Origin of the sequence: Caballeronia sp. INML2, assembly GCF_023631365.1 — a bacterium.
GTDB lineage: Bacteria > Pseudomonadota > Gammaproteobacteria > Burkholderiales > Burkholderiaceae > Caballeronia > Caballeronia turbans.
The window spans coordinates 43,962-67,753 of record NZ_JALQDH010000088.1 but is presented as its reverse complement, the minus strand read 5'-3'; the positions used below and the strand labels follow the sequence as shown (position 1 = coordinate 67,753).

At 58.4% G+C, this 23,792-nt stretch carries 15 protein-coding genes and 1 pseudogene; 4 read left to right on the top strand and 12 right to left on the bottom strand.

Features of this window, described 5'->3' with window-relative positions:
- Positions 1-136: 136 nt before the first annotated feature.
- The 4 genes from NCT32_RS29705 to NCT32_RS29690 all read right to left on the bottom strand — a co-directional run bounded on the left by NCT32_RS29705 (position 137) and on the right by NCT32_RS29690 (position 4,309).
- Positions 137-1,129, bottom strand: a complete 993-nt coding sequence (locus tag NCT32_RS29705; RefSeq protein ID WP_061119736.1) for an NADPH:quinone reductase — start codon at positions 1,127-1,129, stop codon at positions 137-139.
- 305 nt (positions 1,130-1,434) lie between these two features.
- Positions 1,435-2,406 carry an FAD-binding oxidoreductase gene (locus NCT32_RS37490; protein ID WP_061119735.1) on the bottom strand — a complete coding sequence of 324 codons (972 nt, stop codon included), beginning with the start codon at positions 2,404-2,406 and terminating at the stop codon, positions 1,435-1,437.
- Between the two features lie 158 nt (positions 2,407-2,564).
- On the bottom strand, positions 2,565-3,035 hold the full coding sequence (locus NCT32_RS29695; protein ID WP_061119843.1) for an aromatic-ring-hydroxylating dioxygenase subunit beta: 471 nt from the start codon (positions 3,033-3,035) through the stop codon (positions 2,565-2,567).
- Positions 3,036-3,049: 14 nt separating this feature from the next.
- Entirely contained in the window at positions 3,050-4,309 is a 1,260-nt protein-coding gene (locus NCT32_RS29690; RefSeq protein ID WP_250490900.1) for an aromatic ring-hydroxylating dioxygenase subunit alpha, read from the bottom strand.
- Positions 4,310-4,427: 118 nt separating this feature from the next.
- Between NCT32_RS29690 and NCT32_RS29685 the strand changes: the two genes are divergently transcribed.
- On the top strand, positions 4,428-5,270 hold the full coding sequence (locus tag NCT32_RS29685; RefSeq protein ID WP_250490899.1) for an IclR family transcriptional regulator C-terminal domain-containing protein: 843 nt from the start codon (positions 4,428-4,430) through the stop codon (positions 5,268-5,270).
- A gap of 1,291 nt (positions 5,271-6,561) precedes the next feature.
- On the opposite strand, the gene NCT32_RS29680 is transcribed toward NCT32_RS29685, so the two are convergent.
- The 8 genes from NCT32_RS29680 to NCT32_RS29645 form a co-directional block, all read right to left on the bottom strand.
- Positions 6,562-6,771, bottom strand: a complete 210-nt coding sequence (locus tag NCT32_RS29680) for a LysR substrate-binding domain-containing protein (RefSeq protein ID WP_250490898.1) — start codon at positions 6,769-6,771, stop codon at positions 6,562-6,564.
- A gap of 32 nt (positions 6,772-6,803) precedes the next feature.
- The gene (locus NCT32_RS29675; RefSeq protein ID WP_250490897.1) at positions 6,804-7,016 is read right to left on the bottom strand and encodes a hypothetical protein; all 213 of its coding nucleotides are present in this window, start codon (positions 7,014-7,016) and stop codon (positions 6,804-6,806) included.
- 63 nt (positions 7,017-7,079) lie between these two features.
- The gene (locus NCT32_RS29670; RefSeq protein ID WP_250490896.1) at positions 7,080-7,610 is read right to left on the bottom strand and encodes a hypothetical protein; all 531 of its coding nucleotides are present in this window, start codon (positions 7,608-7,610) and stop codon (positions 7,080-7,082) included.
- Positions 7,611-8,279: 669 nt separating this feature from the next.
- Complete coding sequence (locus NCT32_RS29665) at positions 8,280-8,408, bottom strand: hypothetical protein (RefSeq protein WP_250490895.1); 129 nt, start codon at positions 8,406-8,408, stop codon at positions 8,280-8,282.
- A 710-nt stretch (positions 8,409-9,118) separates the two neighbouring features.
- Positions 9,119-10,288, bottom strand: a complete 1,170-nt coding sequence (locus NCT32_RS29660) for an IS91 family transposase (protein WP_250490894.1) — start codon at positions 10,286-10,288, stop codon at positions 9,119-9,121.
- A gap of 21 nt (positions 10,289-10,309) precedes the next feature.
- Entirely contained in the window at positions 10,310-11,185 is an 876-nt protein-coding gene (locus tag NCT32_RS29655; RefSeq protein WP_250490893.1) for a site-specific integrase, read from the bottom strand.
- A gap of 436 nt (positions 11,186-11,621) precedes the next feature.
- Positions 11,622-12,686, bottom strand: a complete 1,065-nt coding sequence (locus NCT32_RS29650) for an IS630 family transposase (RefSeq protein ID WP_250490892.1) — start codon at positions 12,684-12,686, stop codon at positions 11,622-11,624.
- A gap of 238 nt (positions 12,687-12,924) precedes the next feature.
- Entirely contained in the window at positions 12,925-14,688 is a 1,764-nt protein-coding gene (locus NCT32_RS29645; protein ID WP_250490891.1) for a hypothetical protein, read from the bottom strand.
- A gap of 1,719 nt (positions 14,689-16,407) precedes the next feature.
- On the opposite strand from NCT32_RS29645, the gene NCT32_RS29640 reads away from it, so the two are divergent.
- The 3 genes and pseudogenes from NCT32_RS29640 to NCT32_RS29630 all read left to right on the top strand — a co-directional run.
- On the top strand, positions 16,408-22,170 hold the full coding sequence (locus NCT32_RS29640; RefSeq protein ID WP_250490890.1) for a CHAT domain-containing protein: 5,763 nt from the start codon (positions 16,408-16,410) through the stop codon (positions 22,168-22,170).
- Positions 22,171-22,265: 95 nt separating this feature from the next.
- A complete protein-coding gene (locus NCT32_RS29635; RefSeq protein ID WP_250490889.1) occupies positions 22,266-23,051 on the top strand; it encodes a TIGR02594 family protein in 786 nt (261 codons plus the stop codon).
- A gap of 94 nt (positions 23,052-23,145) precedes the next feature.
- A pseudogene (locus NCT32_RS29630) lies at positions 23,146-23,349 on the top strand (IS110 family transposase); the annotation flags it as partial.
- Positions 23,350-23,792: the final 443 nt, after the last annotated feature.

Genomic DNA, 23,792 nt, shown 5'->3' with positions numbered 1-23,792 from the left:
CATTTCACCAAGCTCGCTCAGCCTGTCGGACGAAGGCAGGACCGGGCCATCGGACTCTGACGTTGGATCGCTCGATAAACCGTCACGCCTCGATGCAACCTAAACACCCGGGCCGATCATAGCCATCCCATGAAGGCTAGCTCCCGATTTTCACAAGAATCTTCCCTACCACCGTCCCGCTCTCCTGCGCGAGATGCGCATCCACGACTTTTTCGAGCGGGAACTGCTGCCCTATCGTCGGCGAGTATGCCCTGGCGCTGATGCACGCTGATATATCCCGCACTGCGTCTTGAATCGACCTCTCGGACATCGAATAAAGGTACACGAATCGAAAAACATGACCGCCAAACATCGCTGGACGGAAGGGTATTTCAAGCGTCGCATCTGAACGACTACTGGAATAAGCAGTCACGACGCCGTCCGTTGCAAGACAGGCAAGATCGATGTGCACATTCGCGACTATGTCGACGTCAACGATACGGTCGACGCCTACACCCCCTGTGGCCGTCAGGACACGCTGCGCAACATCCTCTGAATGGCGAAAAATTACGACATCGGCACCTGCGTTTCTGGCCGCATCGGCCTGGGTCTCGTTACTCACCGTCGCGGCGACCCATGCGCCTGCCCACTTCGCAAGGAGAATCGCGGCCGTACCTACTCCGCCGCCGCCACCATGCACTAGCACACGCCCTCCACGCAAATCGCCATCGGCGAACAGGCAGCGGTGAGCGGTAATCGCTGGAATCCCAATAGATGCCCCCGTCTCGAACGATGCATCGTTGCCGAGCGGGACCGCCAGGCGGGACGGGAGGACTACATATTCTGCCGCAGTGCCGAAAGGCCGTTCTGTTTGTGCCTTGAACACCCATACCCTTTCTCCGATCCGTTCCTCTGATACACCGGAGCCGACCGCGTCAATGGTTCCACTGCCATCCTGGTGGGGAATCACCCGTGGGAAACGCATCGGAGCACCTGTGAAGCCGGTACGGGCCTTGATGTCGGACGGATTCAGACCGGAGACCGCGATCTTGACCCGTACTTCGCCACGCGCCGGTAATGGGTCAGGGAAGTCGCCGATCCTGAGGACATCGACGGCATCGCCTTGTCTTTCGTAGAACGCGGCTTTCATGAATGATCTTTTCGAAAAATTGTTGGATTCGCCCCGCTTCCGTCGGGTCGTGGGAATTGCTCAGCATTATAGATGTCAGCGCGGACAATCGCAGACGTCTGCTCATTTAGAGCTTTCAAAGCCGGATGGCGTATGGATTTGTGGTTAAGCTGTATAAGTCGGAAGGCAAAACGGTACGGATACGAACGACAGGGTCGCATTGTTGAGCCGTGCGCTCGACCACATGCCAGGGAACACAAAGGTAGTGCAAGTTCTTCGTTGTGCTGGGGCGTAGACCAGAATTTTTTGGGGCGAATCGACCATTCTTAGAGCACAGTTTCGAGCACGTCGGTCTGGACGAAGGCGTCACAGAAAAACTCATCTTCCAGCAGGCCCGCACGGATGAACTCCGTACGTGCAGCACGCGTCATCGCCGGGTTACCGCATGCGTAGACCTGATACGCAGTGAGCGACGGATGATCCGAAAGTACCGCGCGATGCACAAGACCTGTGCGGCCAGCCCATATTGCGTCAGGATGCGACAACACAGGCACGAGTTCGACGTGCCCTTCGACGTGCCACTTACGCGCAAGATCCAAAAAATAAAGGTCACTCTCGTTGCGAGCGCCCCAATACAACTTCAACGGACGCGCAAACTTGCGCTTGAGCGCATCTTCAATGATGGACTTCACCGGCGCGAAACCCGTTCCCGTTGCAACGAGGATTACCGGCTTTGTAGACCCGTCGCGAAAGAAGAACTCGCCGTAGGGCAACTCTATCCGCAACTTGCTTCCCACTGCGAGTTCTTTCAGCACCCCGTCCGAGAAACGGCCTCCTGGCACGCGGCGCACGTGTAGATGCACGCTGTCATTCTGGTGCGGCGGGTTGGCCATCGAATAGTTCCGAACCGTGTTGTCGTCGAGATGAACCTGCAGGTACTGGCCGGCTCTGAACTTTGCGCGCACTCCAATCGGCAGGCGAAGTTGTAGGACTGTCACATCCGGCGCAGGCTGCGTGATTCGAAAAACCGAGGCATCAACTTTCTTGCGCGCGATGCGCTCCCGCTTCTCGATCTTGCGAGGCACGATGGTCAAGTCCGTCGTCGGACGCGTGCAGCAAAAGAGCGCCTTCTCCGTCCCTTCCGCATTGAGTACCTCTCCGACACACTCGGCGCACACACCCTTGCGACATGAATACGGGAGTGCAAAGCCGGCCCGCTCGGCGGCATCAAGAACGGTCTCGCCGTCGTTGCACTGGAAGCTGATGTCGCTCGCGGCGACGTTGATATGATGAGCCACATTCACTCCTTATGAACATTGACGGCGACGAGTGACCTGCACGCTTACATTGCTCGCGGACACTCATCGCTAACCGGTCCGTACTAGCTTTCGTATCGATTCCGGCGTGATGTCATGAAGGCTGCGCACACCCCGCGCAACCATGGACGCAATACCTTCTACAACGGCAACGCGAGCAGAGTATCAATGCGCGAGCTATCACACACGGCAACGCGTTCACGCAATCGCACGCTGTTCCCATTACGCACGTAAGCATCAAGATAGCGCCCTGTGACGAAGAGGCTCTTCGTTCCGTCGCGCATGATGCGCACGACCATAAACGAAGTCTCGCTGCGGACGACGTCGAGGTCCTCCGACACGATGTAGGGCTGTCCGAGTAGATGTCGATACGCATGACGCTCGTAAATGTTCGCATCCCGCAGCGACGCGACCCGGTCCATTAGCATGCCGCGCGACGCCGCATAGATCAGACTTGCCTCGAGACCTCGCTTGTGATTCTCAGCCGTAGTCACTTTGTAGATGCATTCGTCGACGAAGAAGTCTGGCCATCCGGCGAGATCTCCATCGTCTATGCAGCGCACATACTCAGCCTGCGCTCGCGCAATCAACTGAAAAACGTCTTGCATGATGGGGTTCCCTGCGATCAATAGTTCATAGCGTGGCGATACGCCTTCCAAAAGCCTCGAATGGAGGCTTCTGTTACACGGCTCTCGCTGCTATCGGCTGTGTCGCCACCCATTTCAAGTACCGAGCAGGATCCTTCCGCGCCTTCGATACCACGCTGAACGAAGCCTCCGACGCAGCCATCTTCCATCGAGACATATCCCGCGGGGCCAACCAGGTTAGCTTGCCGCAAGCGCATTTCCCGCAGCTCCGGCGTGTCATTGTCGAATCCGAGATATATCCAGTTCAGCTCGGTTTCCTCGATGCCTCTCGGCAAGATCTGACGCACGGCGATGGCGTTTTGAATCTGCTGTAGCACGAAGCCTGGAAACACGGACAGGATCTGCAGCGTAATGCCATCACCGAACTCGTCGTTGCCTTTGAGGATGGACACGTCCTCTAAACGATGTCCGCTCTCCGAGCGAATGTTCTGCTTCGAATAGTCGCTTCCCGCGTCATCCTTCGTATGGTCCACCGCGGAGAAACTGACGTGATGCGCTCCGCTTGGGTCAACAATGATTCCACCGCGCTGCGAAAGTTTGTTCAACTGGAACGTAGTAAAAAATAGATGCAGGATACTCGCGTGATAGGAATCTTTGACGTTCTCAACGTAAAGCTTCCAGTTGTTTGGAAGCGTTTGAGTAAATCGGCCTAGCACCACCGGAACCCGACCATCCAAAATGCGTGCGACGCGTGACACGATCTCTTCGCCGAGGTAATCCTCCAGCGGCGCCACATCGTCCGAAAAGCTACCAAACACAAGCCCGTGCAGCGTTTCGATACGTAGCTTGCGTAGCCCGTGATCTTCCATACAGAAATCAGGCTTCATGCCCCCCTTGCCGTTGATACCGTCCTTGAAGGCGACACCTTTCAAGTCCCCCTGCAAGTTATAGGTCCAGGCGTGATACACACAACTGAAATCCTTGGTATTGCCCTGATCCTCCAGGCACACCATCGCGCCGCGGTGGGCACAACGATTCTCAAAGGCATAAATTTCGCCATCTTCATCACGTGTGACTACGACCGGCGTGTCACCAACGAACGTCGAGCGGAAGTCGCCTGGGTTCGGTACTTCTACTTCGAGGCATAGGAAATTCCAATTCGCAGCTCGAAAGATTTTCTCCTGCTCGTCCGCATAAACCGCTTTACTTTGGAACACCGTATAGGGCACACGCGTTAATCCTTCCTCAGGCCAACGGACGTCTGCACGAGGCGCCGAATTGATAGGGATGAAGTTCAAGTGGTTCTCCTTGCTCGGGTTTTGATGCGTCGGGCGACTCGAATCTGATCTGCTCGACATTTGACACGGCTGGGTTATTGTGTTCGAATACCGTACATTGTTCGGATATAGAACTATCATGACATCCCCCAAGAAAGCAGTCAACGCTTACGACGCCGCCGGCGCGCCAGGCTGCGAGCAAGAATCTGAAATGGAAGATGATTCCGGGTCCCGTTTACGCGAGGGAATGGGTGGACTGGCGAAGGGTTTGGCCATCATCGAGGCTTTTAGTCCAGCGTCCCCACGGATGACCGTCGCCGAGGCTGCCCGGTTAGCTAACGTCACGCGTCCGGCCGCCCGACGCTGCTTGCTTACACTTGTGGACTTGGGGTACTTGTCCCACGACGGTAAGTTTTTTTCACCGCTGCCTCGCATGCTGAGGTTGGGAGGCGCGTACCTAAGTACGTCGTCGCTTGCACAGATTGCGCAGCCGCTGCTTGCGGCTGCGCGCGACGAGCTCCAGGAGTCGGTATCTCTTGCCGTGCTCGACGATGGCCAATCAGTGTTTGTCGGACGCGCCGAGGCAATCCGCATCGTATCGACGGGGGCTAAGCTTGGTGGCCGCCTCCCTGCTTATTGTTCTGCGACAGGTCGCGTATTGCTCTCCCAGAAAACGAACGCAGAGATTGAGCGGGTTATCTTGGCGTTGCCTATGACAAAGCTCACTTCGCGGACGATCACTGAGCCCGAGCAGGTGCTCGATGCGATCCGCCGCGTCAATTCAGACGGCTACGCCCTCAGCGACGAGGAACTCGAATTGGGAATGCGAGCGATCGCCGTGCCGGTTCGGAATCGACAAGGCAGCATCGAGGCAGCTTTGAGTGTGAGCGTGTCGTCAGCGCGCGTAAGCGTAAATGAATTGATAGGCCGTTTCCTAACGGTCTTAATACGCGTAGCTGAAAGGATTGAGAGAGCGCTGTGATCAGAATCAACGCCATGACTCAGCGGTCCATGGAGTTCAGGTGATCTGTCATGGAAATGCAACCGCGCCGAATTGTCATCAGCGGTGATCCGATGCCTTGTGTCCGGCGATCCGCCACAAGGCACTGCACGCAACACAACGCCTCTTCCGGATCGCTTTCGCTCGGAGTGCCGCCTGCGCCAGCACCGGACGAAAAGAGCTAAAGACAACAATGTTGCATCGTTGGCGCTTGAGCACATCTCCCTGGATACCGTGCACGTGCTAGTCAGTTTCACGGGCTAGGCCAGAACGGCAACGTGAAGGCATCTTCGGAGCGGGGTTCACTCTACCGATTTCGTCGGGGACTACGATCAGTATCGATTGATCCACTTCATTCTGGAACTTTACCGGAGGGGGCCATCAAGACTCAACTATTGAGATAACTCTCATTCTCCTAATAGCTGCATTTCTGGCGCTAAACTGGCGCGCATAAAACCGGGTCCGCGCGCGCAGGATCCCGCCTTGCGTGATGGTCCCGATCGGCACGATGTTTCTAATTTTTCGAGCGTCGACATACTCAGGGCCATGCCCGCGTGGTGCGCCGGTCTCTCTTCACGTGAAGCAATTCGACGCATGCTGCCACATGAATCGACGACGAACCCATCCCGCGGCGCGCTCCGCAGCATTCTCGACCAACTCGCCGACCGAGCGTATGACGTCCCAGTGTGCCGACCTCGCAGATGTGCTTCGTCTCGCTCGGGGGTGAACTGATGTCGCGATGCTGGCGCTTCCGACGTACTGCCGGATCTTGCTGACGGCGAGCTTGTGCGTATGCTGCCCAAATGCCATGCAGACGCGGGCACGAATACGCTTTACTACGCTTCGCGGTGGCTTCTGCCGGGGAAGACGCGCGTATTCATCGACTTCGTGATTGAGAGCTTTCGGCAGCTCGGTTACGCGCAAAGATTCGATGCGACGAAGGACGAGCGCCCAATAACACGCACGCGCTAGGTCGCATGATCCCGCACCAGACGTCCCAAGGCGCGGGAGACGGATAAATGTCCTGCAAAGAGCCGACGAACGCTTTTACCGCCGACTTGCTGCGGCGGCTTTCCGGCCACACCGCATGCGGATGGAATCGGTAATAAGCGAACTCGTGAAGTACAGGTACGAGTTCGCGCCGTCGAACATAAGGCGCGGCGATGTACGTCGTCGATATTCCGATTCTGGCACCCGCGGCCAACGTCGCGGCAATCGCGTTGCTGACGTCCGTAATTAAAGCCAACACAGGCGCGAACTCGACGAGTTTGCCTCACACGTCGAACGCCCAAGGCGCCTCCTGGCCAGTCGACTGATATCTGAAGTTCACGCAATCGTGCCGCAATAGATCGTTCGGATGCTGCGGCACGCCTCGCTCCCGCAGATATTCGGGCGATGCGAACGCGCAAATCCGATGCGGAGCAAGACGGCGCGCGATCAACCGCGTGTCGCCGGGATTACCGACTCGAATGGCGACTTCCACGCCCTCCTCGATCAGGTCGACGTAGCGTTCGCTCAGGGCACCTCGACGGTCCCTTTCGGATGCTGTCGGCAAAACGCCGGCAATGCGGGCGCGAGGACGTTTACGCCGACGGACAACGGCGCGGTCACCTTGAGCGTTCCGGCCGGCTCCGCGCGTGCAGCGGCGACGCCTTGCTCGATACCTTCCGCCTCGCGCAACAACCGCGGCGTGCGCTCCATAAGATCCCGCCCCTCCGGCGTCAGCATCAGCGAGCGCGTAGTCCGGCTGAACAGCCTGAGTCCGAAGTGCTGCTCCAGCCGCTGGATGCTCTACTGCATGGAGCGCGCGGCGATTCCCTTCGCTTCGTTGCTGCTCGAATCGATCGACAGCGCAGTGTTGGCATTTTGCCAAGCACACATGGCACGCTCCTGCACGACGCAACTGCGTGCCGCCTGCAAGGCCGCATTGCGAGCCCTCTCCCGCGACAGCAAATCCTGCTTGAGCCGAAGGGCCTCGGGACTGTCCGGCTGCAACGAAAGCGCCCAAGAAATGCCGGACCGCGCCAGTTGCAGGTTGTTTTTTTGGAGACCGTCGTGCGCTCTCGCGAGGGCAAGCGACATCAACTTCTGATTTTTGTCAGCGGATGCCTTGTCACTCGGCAGCGGCGCTTCCGAGCTTGGGGCAATCGTCGGAACCTGCGGCATGGTCGGGGCCTGCGCGGACTGATTCAAGTCGTTCGACGTCACCATGCCTCGCGCGGCGATCGATCTCGTCGGCTCTTCCTGCGCGTCATGATTCTGAATCCAGTACAAGAGCCCCGATCCGCCGATGAGCACGAAGGCCACCGCAAGCGTCAGCACTGCCCCCTTTCTCATGCCCCGACGACCGGTATCGCGGCGCGGTGGCGGACGGACCTCGTCGTCGGGATATACGGCGTCGTTCGATGCGAACAAGGATGCATTTTGCCGCGGCCACGGCGGGTTAGGCGGAAAATCAACACGCCCGTTCGGTGTGCCGTGCCCTGCCGCTCCGGGCTTCCTCGCGGCGGGTACACGATCGCCGGACACAAACCGCGCAGGCGCACCGCAATGAGGACAGGACGAAATCGGCCACGGCACCTTGCCTCCGCAGCGTGCGCATGTTCCCGTGACAATCGGGGCGCGAACGCCTTGTTCGTCCATCTAAACTCTCCTCCTCGTGAAGTTCGAACGATACGTCAGCCCTGAGAAGTGCTTGATGCGACGGGCACGGGTGGCCGCTCGTTCGATATGGAAGGGCTCTCTTTCCTCGCAGTGACGAGGCCAGACTAGGGCTGTTAGTCTAACATCTGGCCGCTTGCGCGGCGTCACGCCATCGACATGGAACGTTAGCGATAACGCGACTGCGCGCCTTAATGTCGGTATCCCTATTATTTACCGAGGGGCCGAGGAAGGTCCTTGGTTGGCAGCCAAACCAAGCATCGAAGTAGAGGTCGAATGAACGCAGGACCGATTCGGCGATCAGCCGAGCGATGCCCGCGTGGTTGTTGCTCACGCAAGCGTCGTCCAGCGAATCGCAATAGGCTGCGCGATCCTCATTGCGGATAACAGCCGGGGATAGCTCGATTTCATTAATTCGATATTCAGAAGCAGGCGACCTGTTCTGCCGTTTCCGTCCACGAACGGATGGATCCTGACCAACCGCAGCGTGGCAGCGGGTGTGAACTGGCGTTTGAACGAACGTCAATATGGAACAGATTTAGAAATGATGGAGGTGGCGGTGGTTGATGGATAGCCGAAGCCTGCCTCGTCTGCAGCGCGGACACTTTGGGTCGCGGATGCGCTTGAGCGTAGCGCGTTCTGCGTCAGCGTGACGGTGCGTTGGCGGGTGTGTGGGATCGTGCAGGTGGACAAGCGATTCTGGGATCGGTGAATTCGCCGTATCGACGGTCAAATGTCTCTTGGACTTCCAGGCCGTCAAGAGTGAGTTTCGCGCGGCGTCGGACGGTCGGCTTCCGCGGGATCTCTGCCGCTCCTCTTAAGGTTTGTTCGACGCCTGCCCATGCCGCGTGCCCGCAAGCGCGAGACAGCGTATGCGGGCAGGCGTTGGACAAACCTGAAGGGAGGAAACCGCGGAGTGCTCCGATGCAATAGGAGTTTTCGGGTCTATGGCGATTGATAGTCCAGGAGAACCTGCGGAACTACGGGATGCGCGGTCCGGCGGCGTGCCGAGTGAACGCTAATGATGTGCCGACGGGGTGCAGTCGTGCAATCGTGATGTCGGATCGAAGGTGTGAGGGAATGCGGGGAGCGGCAGGCGCGAACGTCCGCTCGCGGGCCGCGTTGCCGCAGAGCCGACGATGGGGTTGCTCGTCCTGGAACAGTTGCGTTCATGTCTTGCCCCGACGCGTGGGTGGTGCGCGGATCGGTGCGGTGCGCGCAAGGATATCGATGACGATCATCGGTGCGCCGCAGTGTCGGCAGATGAAGGCAGGTCGCGTTTCGATGACGGTTTCGTGGGGTGATGGGTCGACTCCGGGCGTGACGTCCAGCAGTTCACGCACCTTCGCGAGACTGGCGCGGCGCACCGGGTTGGCAAGCAATCCGTAGTGACGGATACGATGGAAGCCGCTGGGCAACACATGGAGGAGGAAGCGGCGCATGAACTCGCCGGCTTCGAGAGTCATGGTCTTGTAGCGAGTGCGTCCCGTTGCACGGTAGTCCTTCCAGCGGAAGGTGACGCCGCGTTCATCGAATGCGAGCAGGCGCTGATTGGAGATCGCCACGCGGTGCGTATAACGCGATAGATACGCCAGCACCGCTTCGGGGCCTGCAAAGGGGCGCTTAGCGTAGACAACCCATTCGCAGGCACGCAGCGGCGCAAGCCAGGCGTCAAAGACAGCTGGGTCGGCTAGTTCAGCATACTGGCTGAAGAACTGCAGGTGGCCATGCCGGTGTGCGTCCGTGAGCGCTTCGAGGAAGCGCCTGCGGAACAAGCGCGAGAGCACACGCACCGGCAGGAAGAAGCCGGGCCGGCAGGCGATCCACCGCTGACCATCGGGCGACAGCCCACCGCCGGGGACGATACCGTGCACGTGGGGATGATGCGTGAGCGCCGAGCCCCAGGTGTGCAGCACGAGCGTGGCGCCGATATTGGCACCCAGATGCTTCGGATCAGCGGCGATGGTGCGTAGCGTCTCGGCGGCGATATCGAACAGCAGCCCGTAGATGACGGCCTTGTTGTACCAGGCGATGGCACTGATGGGCGCAGGCAGCGTGAAGACGACGTGGTAGTACTCCACCGGCAGCAGGTCGGCCTGACGCGCGTCGAGCCAGCGGCGCGCGGCACTCGCCTGGCACTTTGTGCAATGGCGGTTACGACATGAGTTGAAGGCGACTTCGATCTTTGCGCAACCTGAACAGCGCAGCACATGCCCGCCCAGCGCCGCGGTGCGGCACTGTTCGATGGCCGACATGACCTTCAGCTGCCCCAGGCTGAGCGACACCGTGCGTCGCCATACCGGACCTTGGGCGCGGAAGATGTCCGCGACCTCCAGCATTGGGTCTTACACTGGGCCGCGTTACTCGGAGGGCAGACGCTCCAGCGGACTGATGACTTTGCGCAGCAGGTCGGTGGCCACCTGCGCATAAAGCGCGGTGGTCTCAAGTTGCTTGTGACCGAGCAGCACCTGGATCACGCGGATGTCGACCCTCTGTTCGAGCAGGTGCGTCGCGAAACTGTGTCTCAGGGTGTGCGGAGTTACACGCTTTTCGATCTGCGCGGCCTCGGCGGCGGCGTGAACGGCACGGTTCAGTTGCCGCGTGTTGAGCGGATCGACGGGATCCATTCCGGGAAACAGCCAGCCGCCATCGAGCATGCTGCCTTGGGCACGGGCAACGCGCCACCAGACTCGCAGGCGTTCGAGCAGGACCGGCGAGAGCATCGCATAGCGGTCGCGACGACCCTTGCCCTGCTCGATGCGCAGCGTCATGCGCTGGCTGTCGATGTCGCTGACCTTGAGTGCCACCACTTCGCTCGCGCGCAATCCGGCGCCGTAGGCGACTGACAGCGCGGTCTGGTGCTTCAGGTTGCCGGCTGCTGCGATCAGCCGCCGCACCTCTTCGGGACTAAGCACCACCGGGAGCTTGCGAGGCACGCGTACCGGCTGCATCCGGGCCATCAGTTCAGGCTGGCCGAGCGTAACGTCGAAGAAGAACTTCAGCCCGCTGATCGCCGCGTTGAGCGATATCGGCGAGGCGCCGTGATCGACCAGATGCAGTTGGTAATTCCGGAGGTCCTCGACAGTAGCAGTATCGGGTGAACGCCCGAGAAACTTGGCAAACTGGCGTACGGCACGCAGATACCCGGACTGGGTCTTGGGTGCGAACTTGCGCATGCGCATGTCATCAACCATGCGCCGGCGCAACGGGCTGACGCCCGGATCGGAGGAGGTCATGATGGGGCTCCTGCTGGAGAACGAGGCGGATTGCCTCAGTCACCAACATAACCACCGGCGCCACTGACCTGTCATTCCCTGCCAGAGACGGGACGGAGCCCCATACCGCGCGAGCGGTTTAGTCCCCTCGGCCTTAGCCGACATTTGAGGCGGTGCGCTGCTACGTCGGAAATGTGGCGAGCGGCAGACGTTGGCCGCCTCGAGTTACCGGACCGATTCGACGATGGCAAAGTCACAGACTCGTCTCAATCAGCCGGCAAACGCACGCAGCAGGCGCTCGGGTTGGTTTTCTTAGGACTCTATCGTGTCGAAGCACTCGCCTCAGAAACGCCGCCAAACGGAAAGTCGGTTGTCAGCCACACGTTGCAGTTACGACAAAACAAATGTTTCTCTGCTCAAGGCAGACGCACGCGCCTGGGCACCCCGTCATGTGTTGCTAGTCGACTGCGTCATTGATTTGGCACCGGCGGATCCGGCGTGAAGGATCGTCATACTTCCATTTGATCGGCTTTGGATTTTTGTTGTGCTCACGGATGTAGTGCATGAGTTTGCGATCCAGGTCTTTTACCGAAGTGAAGATGCCGCGGGCGATCACATCACGCTGGATGCGCGAGAACCAATTTTCCACTTGGTTGAGCCACGACGAGTAGGTCGGCGTGAAGTGCAGACGTACGTTGCGATGAGCGTTGAGGAAGTCGGCGACCCGCTCCGTCTTATGGCTGCTGACGTTGTCACAGATGACGTGGATTTCCCTGCGTTTGGGCTGACTGGCGACGACATCGGTCAAAAAAGCTACGAACTGTTCGCTTGTGTGGCGCGGCGCCGTCTTGCCAAACACTTCGCCGGTAGCAGTATTGAACGCCGCGAACAAGCTGAGCGTGCCGTTGCGCTTGTACTCGAAGCCGTGACTCTCGGCGCGCCCTGGCGACAGCGGCAGCATCCGGTCCTTGCGGTCGAGTGCCTGAATCGCAGTCTTCTCGTCCACACAGAACACCGCTGCGTGCGCCGGCGGGTTCAGGTAAAGCCCGATCACGTCGGCCGCCTTGGCCTCGAAGTCCGGGTCGTTGGAGATCATGTGCCGCTCTAACTGTTGCGGCTTGATGCCGTGCTTGCGCCAGATCCGCTGCACGGCCGAGACCGACACGTCGCCGAGCTCTGCCGCGAGCTTGTAGCTACTCCAGTGTGTCGAGCCGTCGGCGGGTTTGTGCTTGAGAGTGTGGTTGAGCACCCGCGCCTCAAGTCGCGCCGGCGGCTGCTTGGGAGCGCGCCCGGGGTGCCGGGCGTACATACCGGAGAGTCGCTCGCTAAGAAAGCGCCCCGACCAGCGTGCGATGAAGCGCGAGTCGCAACCCAGGGTGCGCATGATACTGTCGCGCGATTCGCCGTCCTCGAGCATCAGGATCAACTTCGCGCGTCGTACGTCCGCCGCACGCACCGTTCGGCTGCGCGCCGCTGACAGCAGTTGCTCGCGTTCGGTCTCGGTCAGATTCATTTTGCCCATGACCCATATCTAAACATAGACCGGGTGCTAATTCAACGACGCACCGCACTAGGTGTGAGGCAACGACGCGGCGGTCGAGCAGATGCATCAGGTCGCGAAGGGTATTGAAGGGCTGTGTGCGCCGAGTCTTCTGGCGGCCTTAGATCCAGGCTAGTGCGTCGCTTGCAATGGCTGAAAGGGATGCGCCGATGCATGCCGCCCGTGCATGATGACATCATTCATGCACCAACGACCAGTCTTAACACCACGGCAAGCAAATGCGTTTCCCACCAATGCTGCCAAGCGTGGCTGGCGGCGGAGCCAACTGCCCTGGATTATTGAAGACAGAATTGTTGCCGCCCCAAACCTGGCTCGGATTCCGAACAAAGGAGTTATTTCCACCCCAAATCTGTGATGGATTTCTGACGAAAGAATTGTCGCCTCCCCAGATTTGACTCGGATTACGCGCAAAGGAATTCGACCCGCCAAGCAAACCGTTCAATGTCTTGGCGGTCCAGCCGTTTTTTCCGACAATATCGTTGTTGTCGCCAAAGCAACCGTCCGCGCCGCCAAAACCATTCGTCACGCATTTGACCAGTTCGCGAGCCGTGAGACGAGTCGCCATGCATCCCGCGGCCGCATACGGCTGCCCTCCCGTCGAAACGACGCACTGGACAGCAATCTGCTGCTCGGGATTGAGTTGTAGGTTGAACATGTTGGCACCGGCGCAGGTGGCAAAGCCCGTTGCATCGCCTTGCGACTGTGCAGCGCATTTCAGAGCGACCTTCTGCTCCGGAGTAGCGTGATTGCCGAGCAGCCCAACAGCCGAGCATGATGCGAATTCCGACGTGTCGCTTGCTTCAGTGGCGCAATGGAGCACGGCCTTCTGATCAGGATCCAAATTGCGGTTCAGCCATTGGGAACCCGCGCAACTCAGGAAGTCGCCTCCGTCTCCGCTGGATGACATCGCGCAAGCCGCGAGCGTGCGTTCATTAGCGTTGAGGTTTGTTCCATCCACAGCGCAGGTTGCCATGGCCGCCCGATCTCCCTTTGTTTCCGCCAGACATTTCAGCGCCTCCATCTGTCGCTCGCCGACGTTTTGGCCAAGCAAGTAACGGGCGGAACAATCCGCGAAGGCCGAGGCATCGTCCGAAGACTTTGTGGCGCAATGGAGCACGGCAGTCTGATCATGGCTCAATCCCTTGCTTGCAAGAAAGGACCCCGCGCATGAGACGAACTTATCGCGGTCGCCGTTCGAACTGTGGGCACAGTCGATGACTACGCGTTGATCCTTCGACAAAGTAATGCCCAGCGGACCCGCCGAACAGTTGGCGAACTTCTGGGCGGAATCTGTCGACATCGCACATTCGAGTACTTCCAGCTCGTTTTCAGGCAGGATGATTTGTTGTCCCGTGCAACCCACGAAAGTCGTCACGTCGAGTTGCGCCCGCCGTGCGCATTCGATGGCGCGTTGCTGTGTATCGAGACCCGCCGGCAGATCGAAAGACTGAGCGGGAGGCGGCGTGCGCCGATTCTGGTCGAGCACCTGTTGCTGCACGATGCTGCAAGGCGCCGGGCCGAACGGGCCGTTGCATAAAGGCCCTCCGGCCCGATTCGGATCGATTACCTGAATCGGCTGACCGGAGCTGATGGACCCGTTCTGAGGTTCGCGCGATTGCAGGCTCCTCAGATATTGCTGAATCTCCGCGCAAGGCCCCGGGCCAAGCGGCCCAGCGCAGATAGGACCGACGCCCGGCTGGTTGCCGATGACTTGCAGGGGCGCTGGAATCGGGCCAGAAGGAGGAGCGGGTATCGGCCCCGGAACGGGTTGACCGAGGCGCTGCCGACTCAGATATTGAGCCACTTGCGCGCAAGGTCCCGGCCCTAACGGTCCTTCACAAATAGGCCCCAAGTTCGGATCGTTCCGAATGACTTGCAGTCCTCCCTGAGACTGTCCGTACGACCATGCTGCAATAAAAAAGATGGCGGCGCAGCAGATACCAAACCGAAACATGATCTTCACGATTCATCTCCAGGAGAAAAGTCCTGCAAGTCGCTGCCAACCATCATGTTAGGTCCGCGCCGCCAGATGGTTGTTACGGTTTGGATATCAAAGTATTCTCGTTGCGTTTCGCTCAGCCTTGCGTCTAAGCATAAAATACAAAATGTGAAGTTCAAGTCAAAGGGAGTGGTCTTACTATGGTATGGCGCCGGGAGACAGCCAATTGCGGAAGATTGCTGATGTTCGTTGCGGCTCGTAGCGTCGAGCGCGGTGATCCAAAAAAGGGGGTTTCACAATTGGAGGTCTAACGCTGCTGCGCTACGGGATTTTATTGAAGTCGTACTGCTTAGGAGAAAGCCGTGGTCGGCTGCCTGACTTGCGATAGGTGAGCATGAGTATCTTTGGTAACGAGTAAGCCATGCCACTTGGCTTCGATGATCGCATCCTTGCGGATAAGCGTCATATAGGAGGGTTGCGGTCCGCGTCAAAATATCTCCGGTTAGATCTGGCTGAAATCCAAGAAACTGAAGAACATCCGCGGTGTTTTCGCAATCGATTGTGGCCTTCTCTTCGCTCGGTGCGAATTTAACAATCCTCGCAATCGATTGGCCGCCGGCGCCGCGTTCTTTCCAGGTAACTCGATTGACATCCTCAGATTCAAGGGCGAGCCGAGAGTCCGCGTCACTACTAACCCAAGTTTCCTTCCAATAGTACGTGCTAAGACCTACTACGAAATCGAATGGACGTGCTACCGTCGATCTTGGCGGAGTGCGAAGACCTACGATCTTTGCCACAGCAAACATCATGTCTCCGCAGTTCGATACGAAAAGGTTATAGTTCGCACCGCTCCATTTTGATATTTCCGCATACACCGCTTTTCGCCCATCCTCACTAATCTTATGCTTCAGGAAACAGTAATTTTCGAGAAGCGATCCGGTGTCTTTGCACTAGAAAGTTCACTCTCTACCGTGCCCGGACCATTGAACGTATCCAGAATCTCTTTCGGATAAAACCCAAAGCAGGCCTCGTTTGTTCCACTGTTTAACAACATTTCTAGGCAAACAAACGCGTGCCCCGGAAATGGAGAAAAATCAGCGGGCGTTGAGAGAAAACTGATGAAAATGTCCTCCGAAATCGGAACGAAATCCGAACGGAAAGCTAGAAAGGAGAAGGGCCGCTGGCTTTGCTATCAATTGATTCATATCAAGCCTCATCGTTGGGGCAGCGGGATGCTATCAACTGTTATAGTGCATCGGCCGGCACGAAGACAGGCAGCGATCGGCCTTACGGACAAGCTTGTGCCCCGCAGCAATTCATCAAGCAGCGCCGCTGCGACTCGAGGCGCTTCTAGTTGTCTGTGTGAGCACGTGGTGGATCAACGCCTGCCCATCCGCAACCGACCATCTCCCCTGAATTCGGCGACCAGCAAGCCGACGCCTAGGCCGGCCCGAGAGAGCTCACATGATCCTTAAAATGTTTCGAGGGTGACTCGGGCCAGTTTACATATGAATTTTCGCTGGACCGAAAGAGAGCAAACGGCGTCTATGCGCAAACCAACATTTTTCAGCCAAAAATCTCTGGATATATTTGTCGCGGCCACTAGACTTTCCTGACGGATGCCACCGGTTCCCGAGCAGCGAACTGCGCGATGACTGAAGGAGCGAAGATGCATTGATTGTGCGTAGCGCTCGGCGCGCAATCGCCGGGTTTCATAGCCGGAAGAATATGTGGGGTAGATCCGTGAAAGCGACACCGATTACCAGCGGCGCACTGACATTGATCTTCGGGGTGTCCTTGATCTTGTCTTTGTTCGCTCGCGCGGATGAGCGCGCACAAGAGGCTGATGCAACAACGCAAAAGAGTGCTTCCGTTTGCGACCAGAACGATGATGGTGCGAAATACGGCGCCTGCATGCTCGGGAGACTCAAGGACCTCAGCGACGAAGCAATTCTTCTGACCGCGAAGCGCGACGAATATCGCAGAGCTGCAGCCGCCACCTTGGTGGCGATCAATTCGACTAGGGGTGTGCCTGCCTCGTTGACCCAGGAGGCGCAGTTCGCGGCCGCCTGGGCTAATGACCCGGATAACGTTGCGTCAAGCGCCACCCCGACGCAAGTCGCGCTGACCCAGCAATACGAGCAGGTGTGTTTGGTGGAATTGAGCGAGTCGGCCAGGTCTGGCATAACAACGTTGAGGTGTGCCGTCGCACGCATTCGACTTTCGGCGCTCGACCCGCAAAGGCATCCGCCCGCGAACACCATTAAGGACATCGACGTCATTGTTGCGGTGAGTCGATCCATTCACGAACGGCAGCCTCTTGATAATATCGAGCCGCAAAGAATTTCCGAAGCGAGACGACTGGCCGTCATCGGCCTCGGATTCGCAGCTGCGGCGCGTGCGGAGACGGAACTCGGCCTCGCAACAAATTTGGCCGGTGTTGCAATCTCCTTAGCCGGCGACAGAGACAGCCCACTCGGTACCGATTACGGAAGCGTCGGCTTCGCCGCCTTAATCTGCGAAACCGTCGGAGTTTCCGTTCCGATTGGTGATGACATGCCGCCACGAGTTCTCGGCTTGCTGCGGCTCAATCACAAAGTCGTCGCTATGGCATTTCCTGAAGAACACGAGATTACTGTGGACGCGGCCGAAGCATTGGCTGCCGCGGACGCAGGCGTGGTCAGAAGCGGCACCTACAATGCATCGAGTCGGAGTATTTCCGAGAAGGAGGCTGCCAATTTAGGACACAAGCTTTACGCGTTTGCCCTTCGAGAGCGAGAACCTTCGGTTCAGGACGCGCGATTGTTGAAAGTGCAGGAGATCTTTGCGCAATTGGGCCAAAAGGATCTGGTTTTCGAGATAGTCAGTCGTCGTTATACGCTGGCGCTTCAGAGCACCACTGATCGTCCGCGCGCGCTTCAAGCAGCGGCGTCTATTGCGTCCCAGTTGGCCGAGGACCAGCGATACGTTAAGCAAGTGGATGCTTGGGCCTTGAAGCTGCTGCCCGAGATACAGGCTCTACCGGATTCCAGCGAGGGCATCGCGGCGACGCTCTATCACGAAGTGGACTCGCTTCGGCCGGCATTATCCAGTCTGCCATACTGCGATCGTATGGCTCGCATCGCTGTTCTGCGGACGCTCAACAGCAGAGGAAAGGCGCTTGCGGAAAAAGACGCGATTCATGCCGGTATGCTCTCGCCTCCCTTCGTTTCTCAGGCTATGTTGTTGGACATGGATGCCAAAGCCATGCCTGGGGATGGCGCAGAGCATGGCGGGACTTGTAGCGTCACTGAGAGGGCGAATACGACCGCCATGAAGGTCGCAGGACCTGAGAAGGTGGCCGTGCAGGACGACGAGTTGTCTCGCGAGGTCCGCGAGCGCCTCGCGGCATCGGCTAAGTCCGGCGATCCCGATCAACTTGAGCGTCTGAACGATCTCTTCGCACGCGTCGAAGATAGAGCGACGGAGGCGACAGAAAGCACGTCGTTCTTCTCACCGGAGCATGCGCGTCTGGATCGGTTAGCGCAAAGGTTGTTTGAAGCAGGGAAAGGCGTGGCAAACAGGGGGCGGCTGAGCAAAAGCGATGAATGGACCGACTTCATTGAATCGAATGCGATACGCCTATACGGCAACGGCGATGTCAACGGCGCATCGTCGTTGCTCGTTGAGCAAGAAAAGTATCTAACTAAGGCGCCAGTCACATCCCCCGGGACCTTGGCGAACCTTCTTCAATCGTATCCGAGGGTGCTTCGCAAGGAGGCGACGCCGCGTCAGTGGGACTCGATTGTTTACACGAATCTCATCAAAGCCAAAGCACGTTTGGGAGACACCTTGGGCGCGCGCGGGCTTTTGGTTTATTTGAATCAGGAGAACGTTGGCTTCAGCACTGGCGACATCCTCGAGGCTATGAGCCAGCGCGAGCCGACCAAGGAGGAGCGAGCCTGGTTAAGGACGCTTCCGAAAGAGCGAGTGGATCTCTGGCAGGCTGTGCGATGGGAGGCTGAATTAGATGCCACGCCGGTCGATGCCGTCGAGGCTTGGGTTGCGTCAGAGTCGCCACAGGAAAGCCGCCGCCAAATCATGGCTGTTGCGAAACTGACGGAGGCCAAGCAATTTTCGCGTGCCGAAGCGATCGCTCGGGAAAGTGCGGAAGTTCGCGTGAGATCGCAAGGCGCGATCCTCCTTGCTGAAGCCGGTGCGGTGGAATGGGCGGAAAAACTACAGGCTCGAGGCATATCTCCGTTTGCTGACGCGACAGTTGATATAGCGGCCGCCCGTGCCCGGCCCGCGGAACAGGCGTCGTACCTTCGGCGCGCCGCTGTTCAGATTCCGGATATTAAAACGGTCAAAACACGGCTGGAGGTGGCAAGCGATCTTCTACGAGCAGCGGAAACGCAGGAAGCGAGATTGTTCGCGAAGAGCGTTGCGCAGGACTACGTCAACATCATCTCTACGGAGAGCACCTTGCGGTACGCCGATGAGGAGCGCAGCGAAATCGGCTACCGTCTCGTCAGGCTGGGAATGTATGAAGACGGAATGGCCTTGTTCGAGCAGATCAGCGACAAGCGCGTCGAGTTAGCGGCGCTCCAAAAAACTGCGCTTTGGTACTCCAGAGATAAAGGCGACAGTGCACGCGCGAAATCCATATTGGCGAAGGCGCGCGCTACGTACGAAAGTCTGACACCTTTCTCGCAGACGATGGCTGCGGCCGACCTTTATGAGACCACGGCTCGCATAGTTGGCTTAGACCACGCCTACGATCTCGCGAAGCAACTTATCCATCCAGCGGCGCCCGATCATAGTTCGGCTACGTACCGCGAGCACGAAACGTTCGAGGGCGCACTCAGTGGTCTAGCATCGGCTGCGGTCGAACTCGAAGGCCCTCGGGTAGCCGCGGACATGCTGTCAAATGCGCGACCAATTGGGGGCGACGCCGCAACGGAACGCGCCGCCATGGCCGCGCTGAGACGCGTCGCGTCGCTCCGCCGAGAAGGTAAGCACATGGATGCTACCCCACTGATCACACTGATAGATGAATTTGAGCCGGGCACTACGGCGGGCAGCGACATGGCATCCTATTCGCGCATCCTAGCCGACGCCGGGTATTTCGACGAGGCGGTTAGCCGGATTGCGCGTCTTGCAAAAGCGGACGAACGGGCTTCCGCTTATGCAGACCTTGCTGAAAGGGCGGTGCAGTCTTCAGCTGATCGGCATAAAGCGGTTTCGCTGGCGGAATTGGCGCTGCGAGACGCTCGCAAGATTCCCTGGCGCGCCCGACGAGTTTACGAGCTATCACGCGTGGCGTCCGAGACGGCCGAGATACACGGATCAACTGTGGCAGGACGAGCCATCGACGAGTTGGCCACCGAAATGAGCGGGCCTACCCCAGCCGATCGACGCATCGCAGATGCGTTCGTCAAGCTCAAGTCGATCGTTAACGTCGATGCGACGAAATCTGATGCAAGGCGGTTCGTTTCCGCTCTGCAAAGGTTCGGGGAATTCTTCGAGGAACAAGGCTATACGTCGAAAACGGCTGAAGTCATTTCCCTGCTGAAGCCGTTCGAAGCCAACGATTCGGTCGCTAAGAGGGCCCAGAAGGCGATCGTTAGACTCGGCCCTGGCACAAGCACCGAGAAATACGTTGCGCCGATGGTCGCTGACTGGAAACAGCGTGCCACGCACGAGCCGGGTTTGGTGCTAGCCGAAATCGAAGATGACAATGGCGACTACCGTGATGAAAGCCTACCGCTTGGCATCGAGGCCTTTCGGCTCGGTTTGGCTTTGAGTCTTGATCAGCTTTCTAAGACAGACAAGCAGGCCACACTATCCGTTTTGGCCGCACCGAACGGCGCCCCCGTTGCGAGTCAGGTCATCGCGGACAAGCTTCTCGCGCTGCTTTCCAGACAGCAGAAGGCATCGGGAGGGCCACAGGACGAGATAGCCCGCCAGGCATTCGAAGTGATGGCCGTCGCGCAGCGAAGCGCCGCAGCAACTGCGTTGTTACGAGCAATGTCGCGTCAGGCTATGGGCAAGGAAGGCGGGGCCGCGCAACTTGCAGATGTAGCCGCGCAAAACTGGCAACGCTCGCGCGAACAACTGATCACGTCTATCACCTCGACACAGGACGTTACGCAAATCTCGACGCCGCTCAATGACACGGCCGAATCGCGCGTGCAATTCGACATGAAAGAGAAAGTCGCGCTTGATAGAACGAAGATCTACCTATCCGCCATCCGTGATTCGACTGCGAAGCTCGCGCAAGTCAGCAAAATTTTACGACCCGATGAAGCAGTGCTGCTCTATCGTTTCTCCCGTAACTCGATTTTTCTGAGCGTTGTCACGCGGGACAAGAGTCAGTTTTTCGATCTCGCTTCTTCACGCGTCGACCCGCCGCGCGTGCAGCAATGGGTTAAGAGCATTCTGCAGGAAATTTCCGGATCGAACGAGGATCCCGGCGCACCCTACGAATCAGCGTTCCATTTATACAAGGCGATGCTCGAGCCAGCAGAGCCGTTGCTCGCCGGGGTCAGGCATCTGATAGTCATCCCTGATGGTCCGCTAGCAGCCTTGCCTTTCCAGGTCATGCTGACGACTCCGTTTCGGGGTAGCCGGACGATCACGGTTGACCTTCAGTCTGCGGACTGGCTGGTGAAGAAGTACTCTCTCACTGTGGCGCCGTCTGTCGTGTCGATGCTGCTGGCCGCGCCTGTGACGACGCCGCCCGCCAAGGGTCTAATTGGCTTCGGAGATCCCGCGATCGGCGACTGGGAACCACACGGTTGCTCCGGCTCCCGGGCGCTGGGTCCGGGCGGCAGTGCTGCGCGGCAGGCACTGGGTGCGAACGAACAAGCATCTGGTGCGACGGCGGGCGAAGCATCGCGCCTCTCGTTCAAAGGCCAAGCTATTCCCGACACCGGATGCCTCCTAGCAGAGATGGCCCGCACTTTGTCCGCGGACCCGGGCGATATTTTTCTTGGGCTGGAAGCTACTGAGACACGGCTGAAGCAGCTTTCAGAGGGTGGAACGTTGGCGGATCATCGGATCATCGCTTTTGCGACGCACGGGGAGATGGCTGGCGAAGAAGGATTCAGCGAGGCGGGCTTAGTCCTAAGTCCGCCGCGCCAAGAATCTAAGTTCGATGACGGTTACCTATCCGCTAGCGAGATCGCAACGCTATCGCTGAACGCCGACCTCATAGTTCTGTCCGCGTGCAACACAGCAGCCGGCGCTGGAAATAAGGGCGACGGCGAAGCCTTTGGCGGACTAGCCAGTGCATTTCTCTTCGCAGGGGCGCGCCATCTGTATGTTTCGCATTGGGAGGTCGACGCGTCGGCCGCGTCCGCGATGTTCGACGCCATATTCAAGAATATGAAGTCTGCCTCATCTACGGGACGCGACTATGCTGATGCGCTTCAGCGCACAGAGTTGGAAATCCTACGTCATGCGCCGTCTCCGACAGAGGCAAATCCCTCGTTCTGGGCTCCGTTCTCCGCTGTGGGATCGTGAAAGAGACGCGACGGATAGGATCAACTCTCCCCACGCAGCAAGAGGTAAGGCGCAGTGTGAAATCGGGTGCGTCACGAAACAACAAAGGAGGTGACATGCAGCGCCGAAATTGGTTGAAGGGAATGGCAGCGGGCGTCTTAGCGCACGCCGTGCTGACGAGGGAGTCGGGCGCGGTTCCAGAGCAAATCGGTTCGACGCAACCCACGGAATTTCCCGAAGGCAAGCGCGTCCCTACCGTTCAAGAAATATTGGATTCTATGCCTCGGTTTCAGGGGACAAAGCCTGCATACATGGAAGAGGTCGAGAAGGGAAAGGCGATTGTCGCAGGCTGCGTGAGCGGCGTGTCACCGCTCGAGGTGGCACAATACTTCGAGCAGCTTCGCACAGGTGCCTTCGACGATCAATTCGGTGCCGACTCCAGCCTGTACGCGCAGGAATGGCCGATTAGGGCCAACCCGGTGATCGTGGGCTTTTTCGATGCCACAACCTACCGCACACCCGCGGGAGATCAGACCGCCTGGTGCGCCGCGTTCGTAAACTGGTGCGTTTCTCAAGCGAACAAAAGCAACCGCGCAACGGCGAGTGCCGCATCCTCTTCCTTCCGCAACTGGGGAACGGAGACCGACACGCCGGTTGCAGGAGACATTGTCGTGTTCAAACACAAACGGGAGTCTGACAAAGGCCACGTCGCATTCTTCGTCGGCAAGGCGGCGAACGGTGTGGTCGTGCTCGGAGGAAATCAAATGCCGCTGACACGCCGGCTTCCCGGTGGCACGTATGAGGTGAGGAACACAGGCGAAGTGAACACCAAAGTATTTCCCTTGGTCGGAAAAGATCTCGACTTTCATTCATTCAGGACACACCCCGTTCTGCATGGATGATCCATTGCAGATGGGATGGGCACCACCCACCCGAACGGCATTGGTGTGCCAAAGTTGAGGTCTGACGTTCGACTGAAGAGTGGAGGCACCCAAAATGGAAATTACCGCTGTTGGTGTGGATCTCGCCAAGCACGTCTTTCAGGTGCACGCCGTGGACGCCCGTGGGCATACCGTATGCCGTAAGCGTCTCAGCCGAACACAAATGGCGCCGTTCTTCGCCCGTCTATCGCCCTGCCTAATCGGCATGGAGGCCTGCGGCAGCGCACATTATTGGGCACGCAGGCTGGCTGCGATGGGACGTACTCGCAAATACCCTTGGACCGCACTTATAAGACACGACATCATGCAAGACATTTTTGAACCCCGCCACGAACCTGCTCGTAGCATCTACCACGCGTTCCAGGCTGAAGCGACCAAACGCAAAGCACGCAGCATCGACCAGTGGCAGGCTGCAGAATGCGATGCCGGCTTTCGCGAAGCAACGCACCAAGCGCAGAAGCTCGGCCTGCGTGTTCCAACAATGGATGAAGTCGTCAGTGCGGAACGCTACGCGGCTGGGTCGATAGACTACGGCGCGAAGTGGTCGTATTGCATTGTGGAGGAAATGCGTAAGGCTTTCCGAACTCGGCTTATGAGGCTGAGAAGCGTCGTAAAGGTTGCTCTGAGCGAACGTCTCGAATAGGTCGTATGTGTGAGCTCGCTGGTGCAGGCGGTTGCCGTCCTGCCGCGTGACGCCGCTAA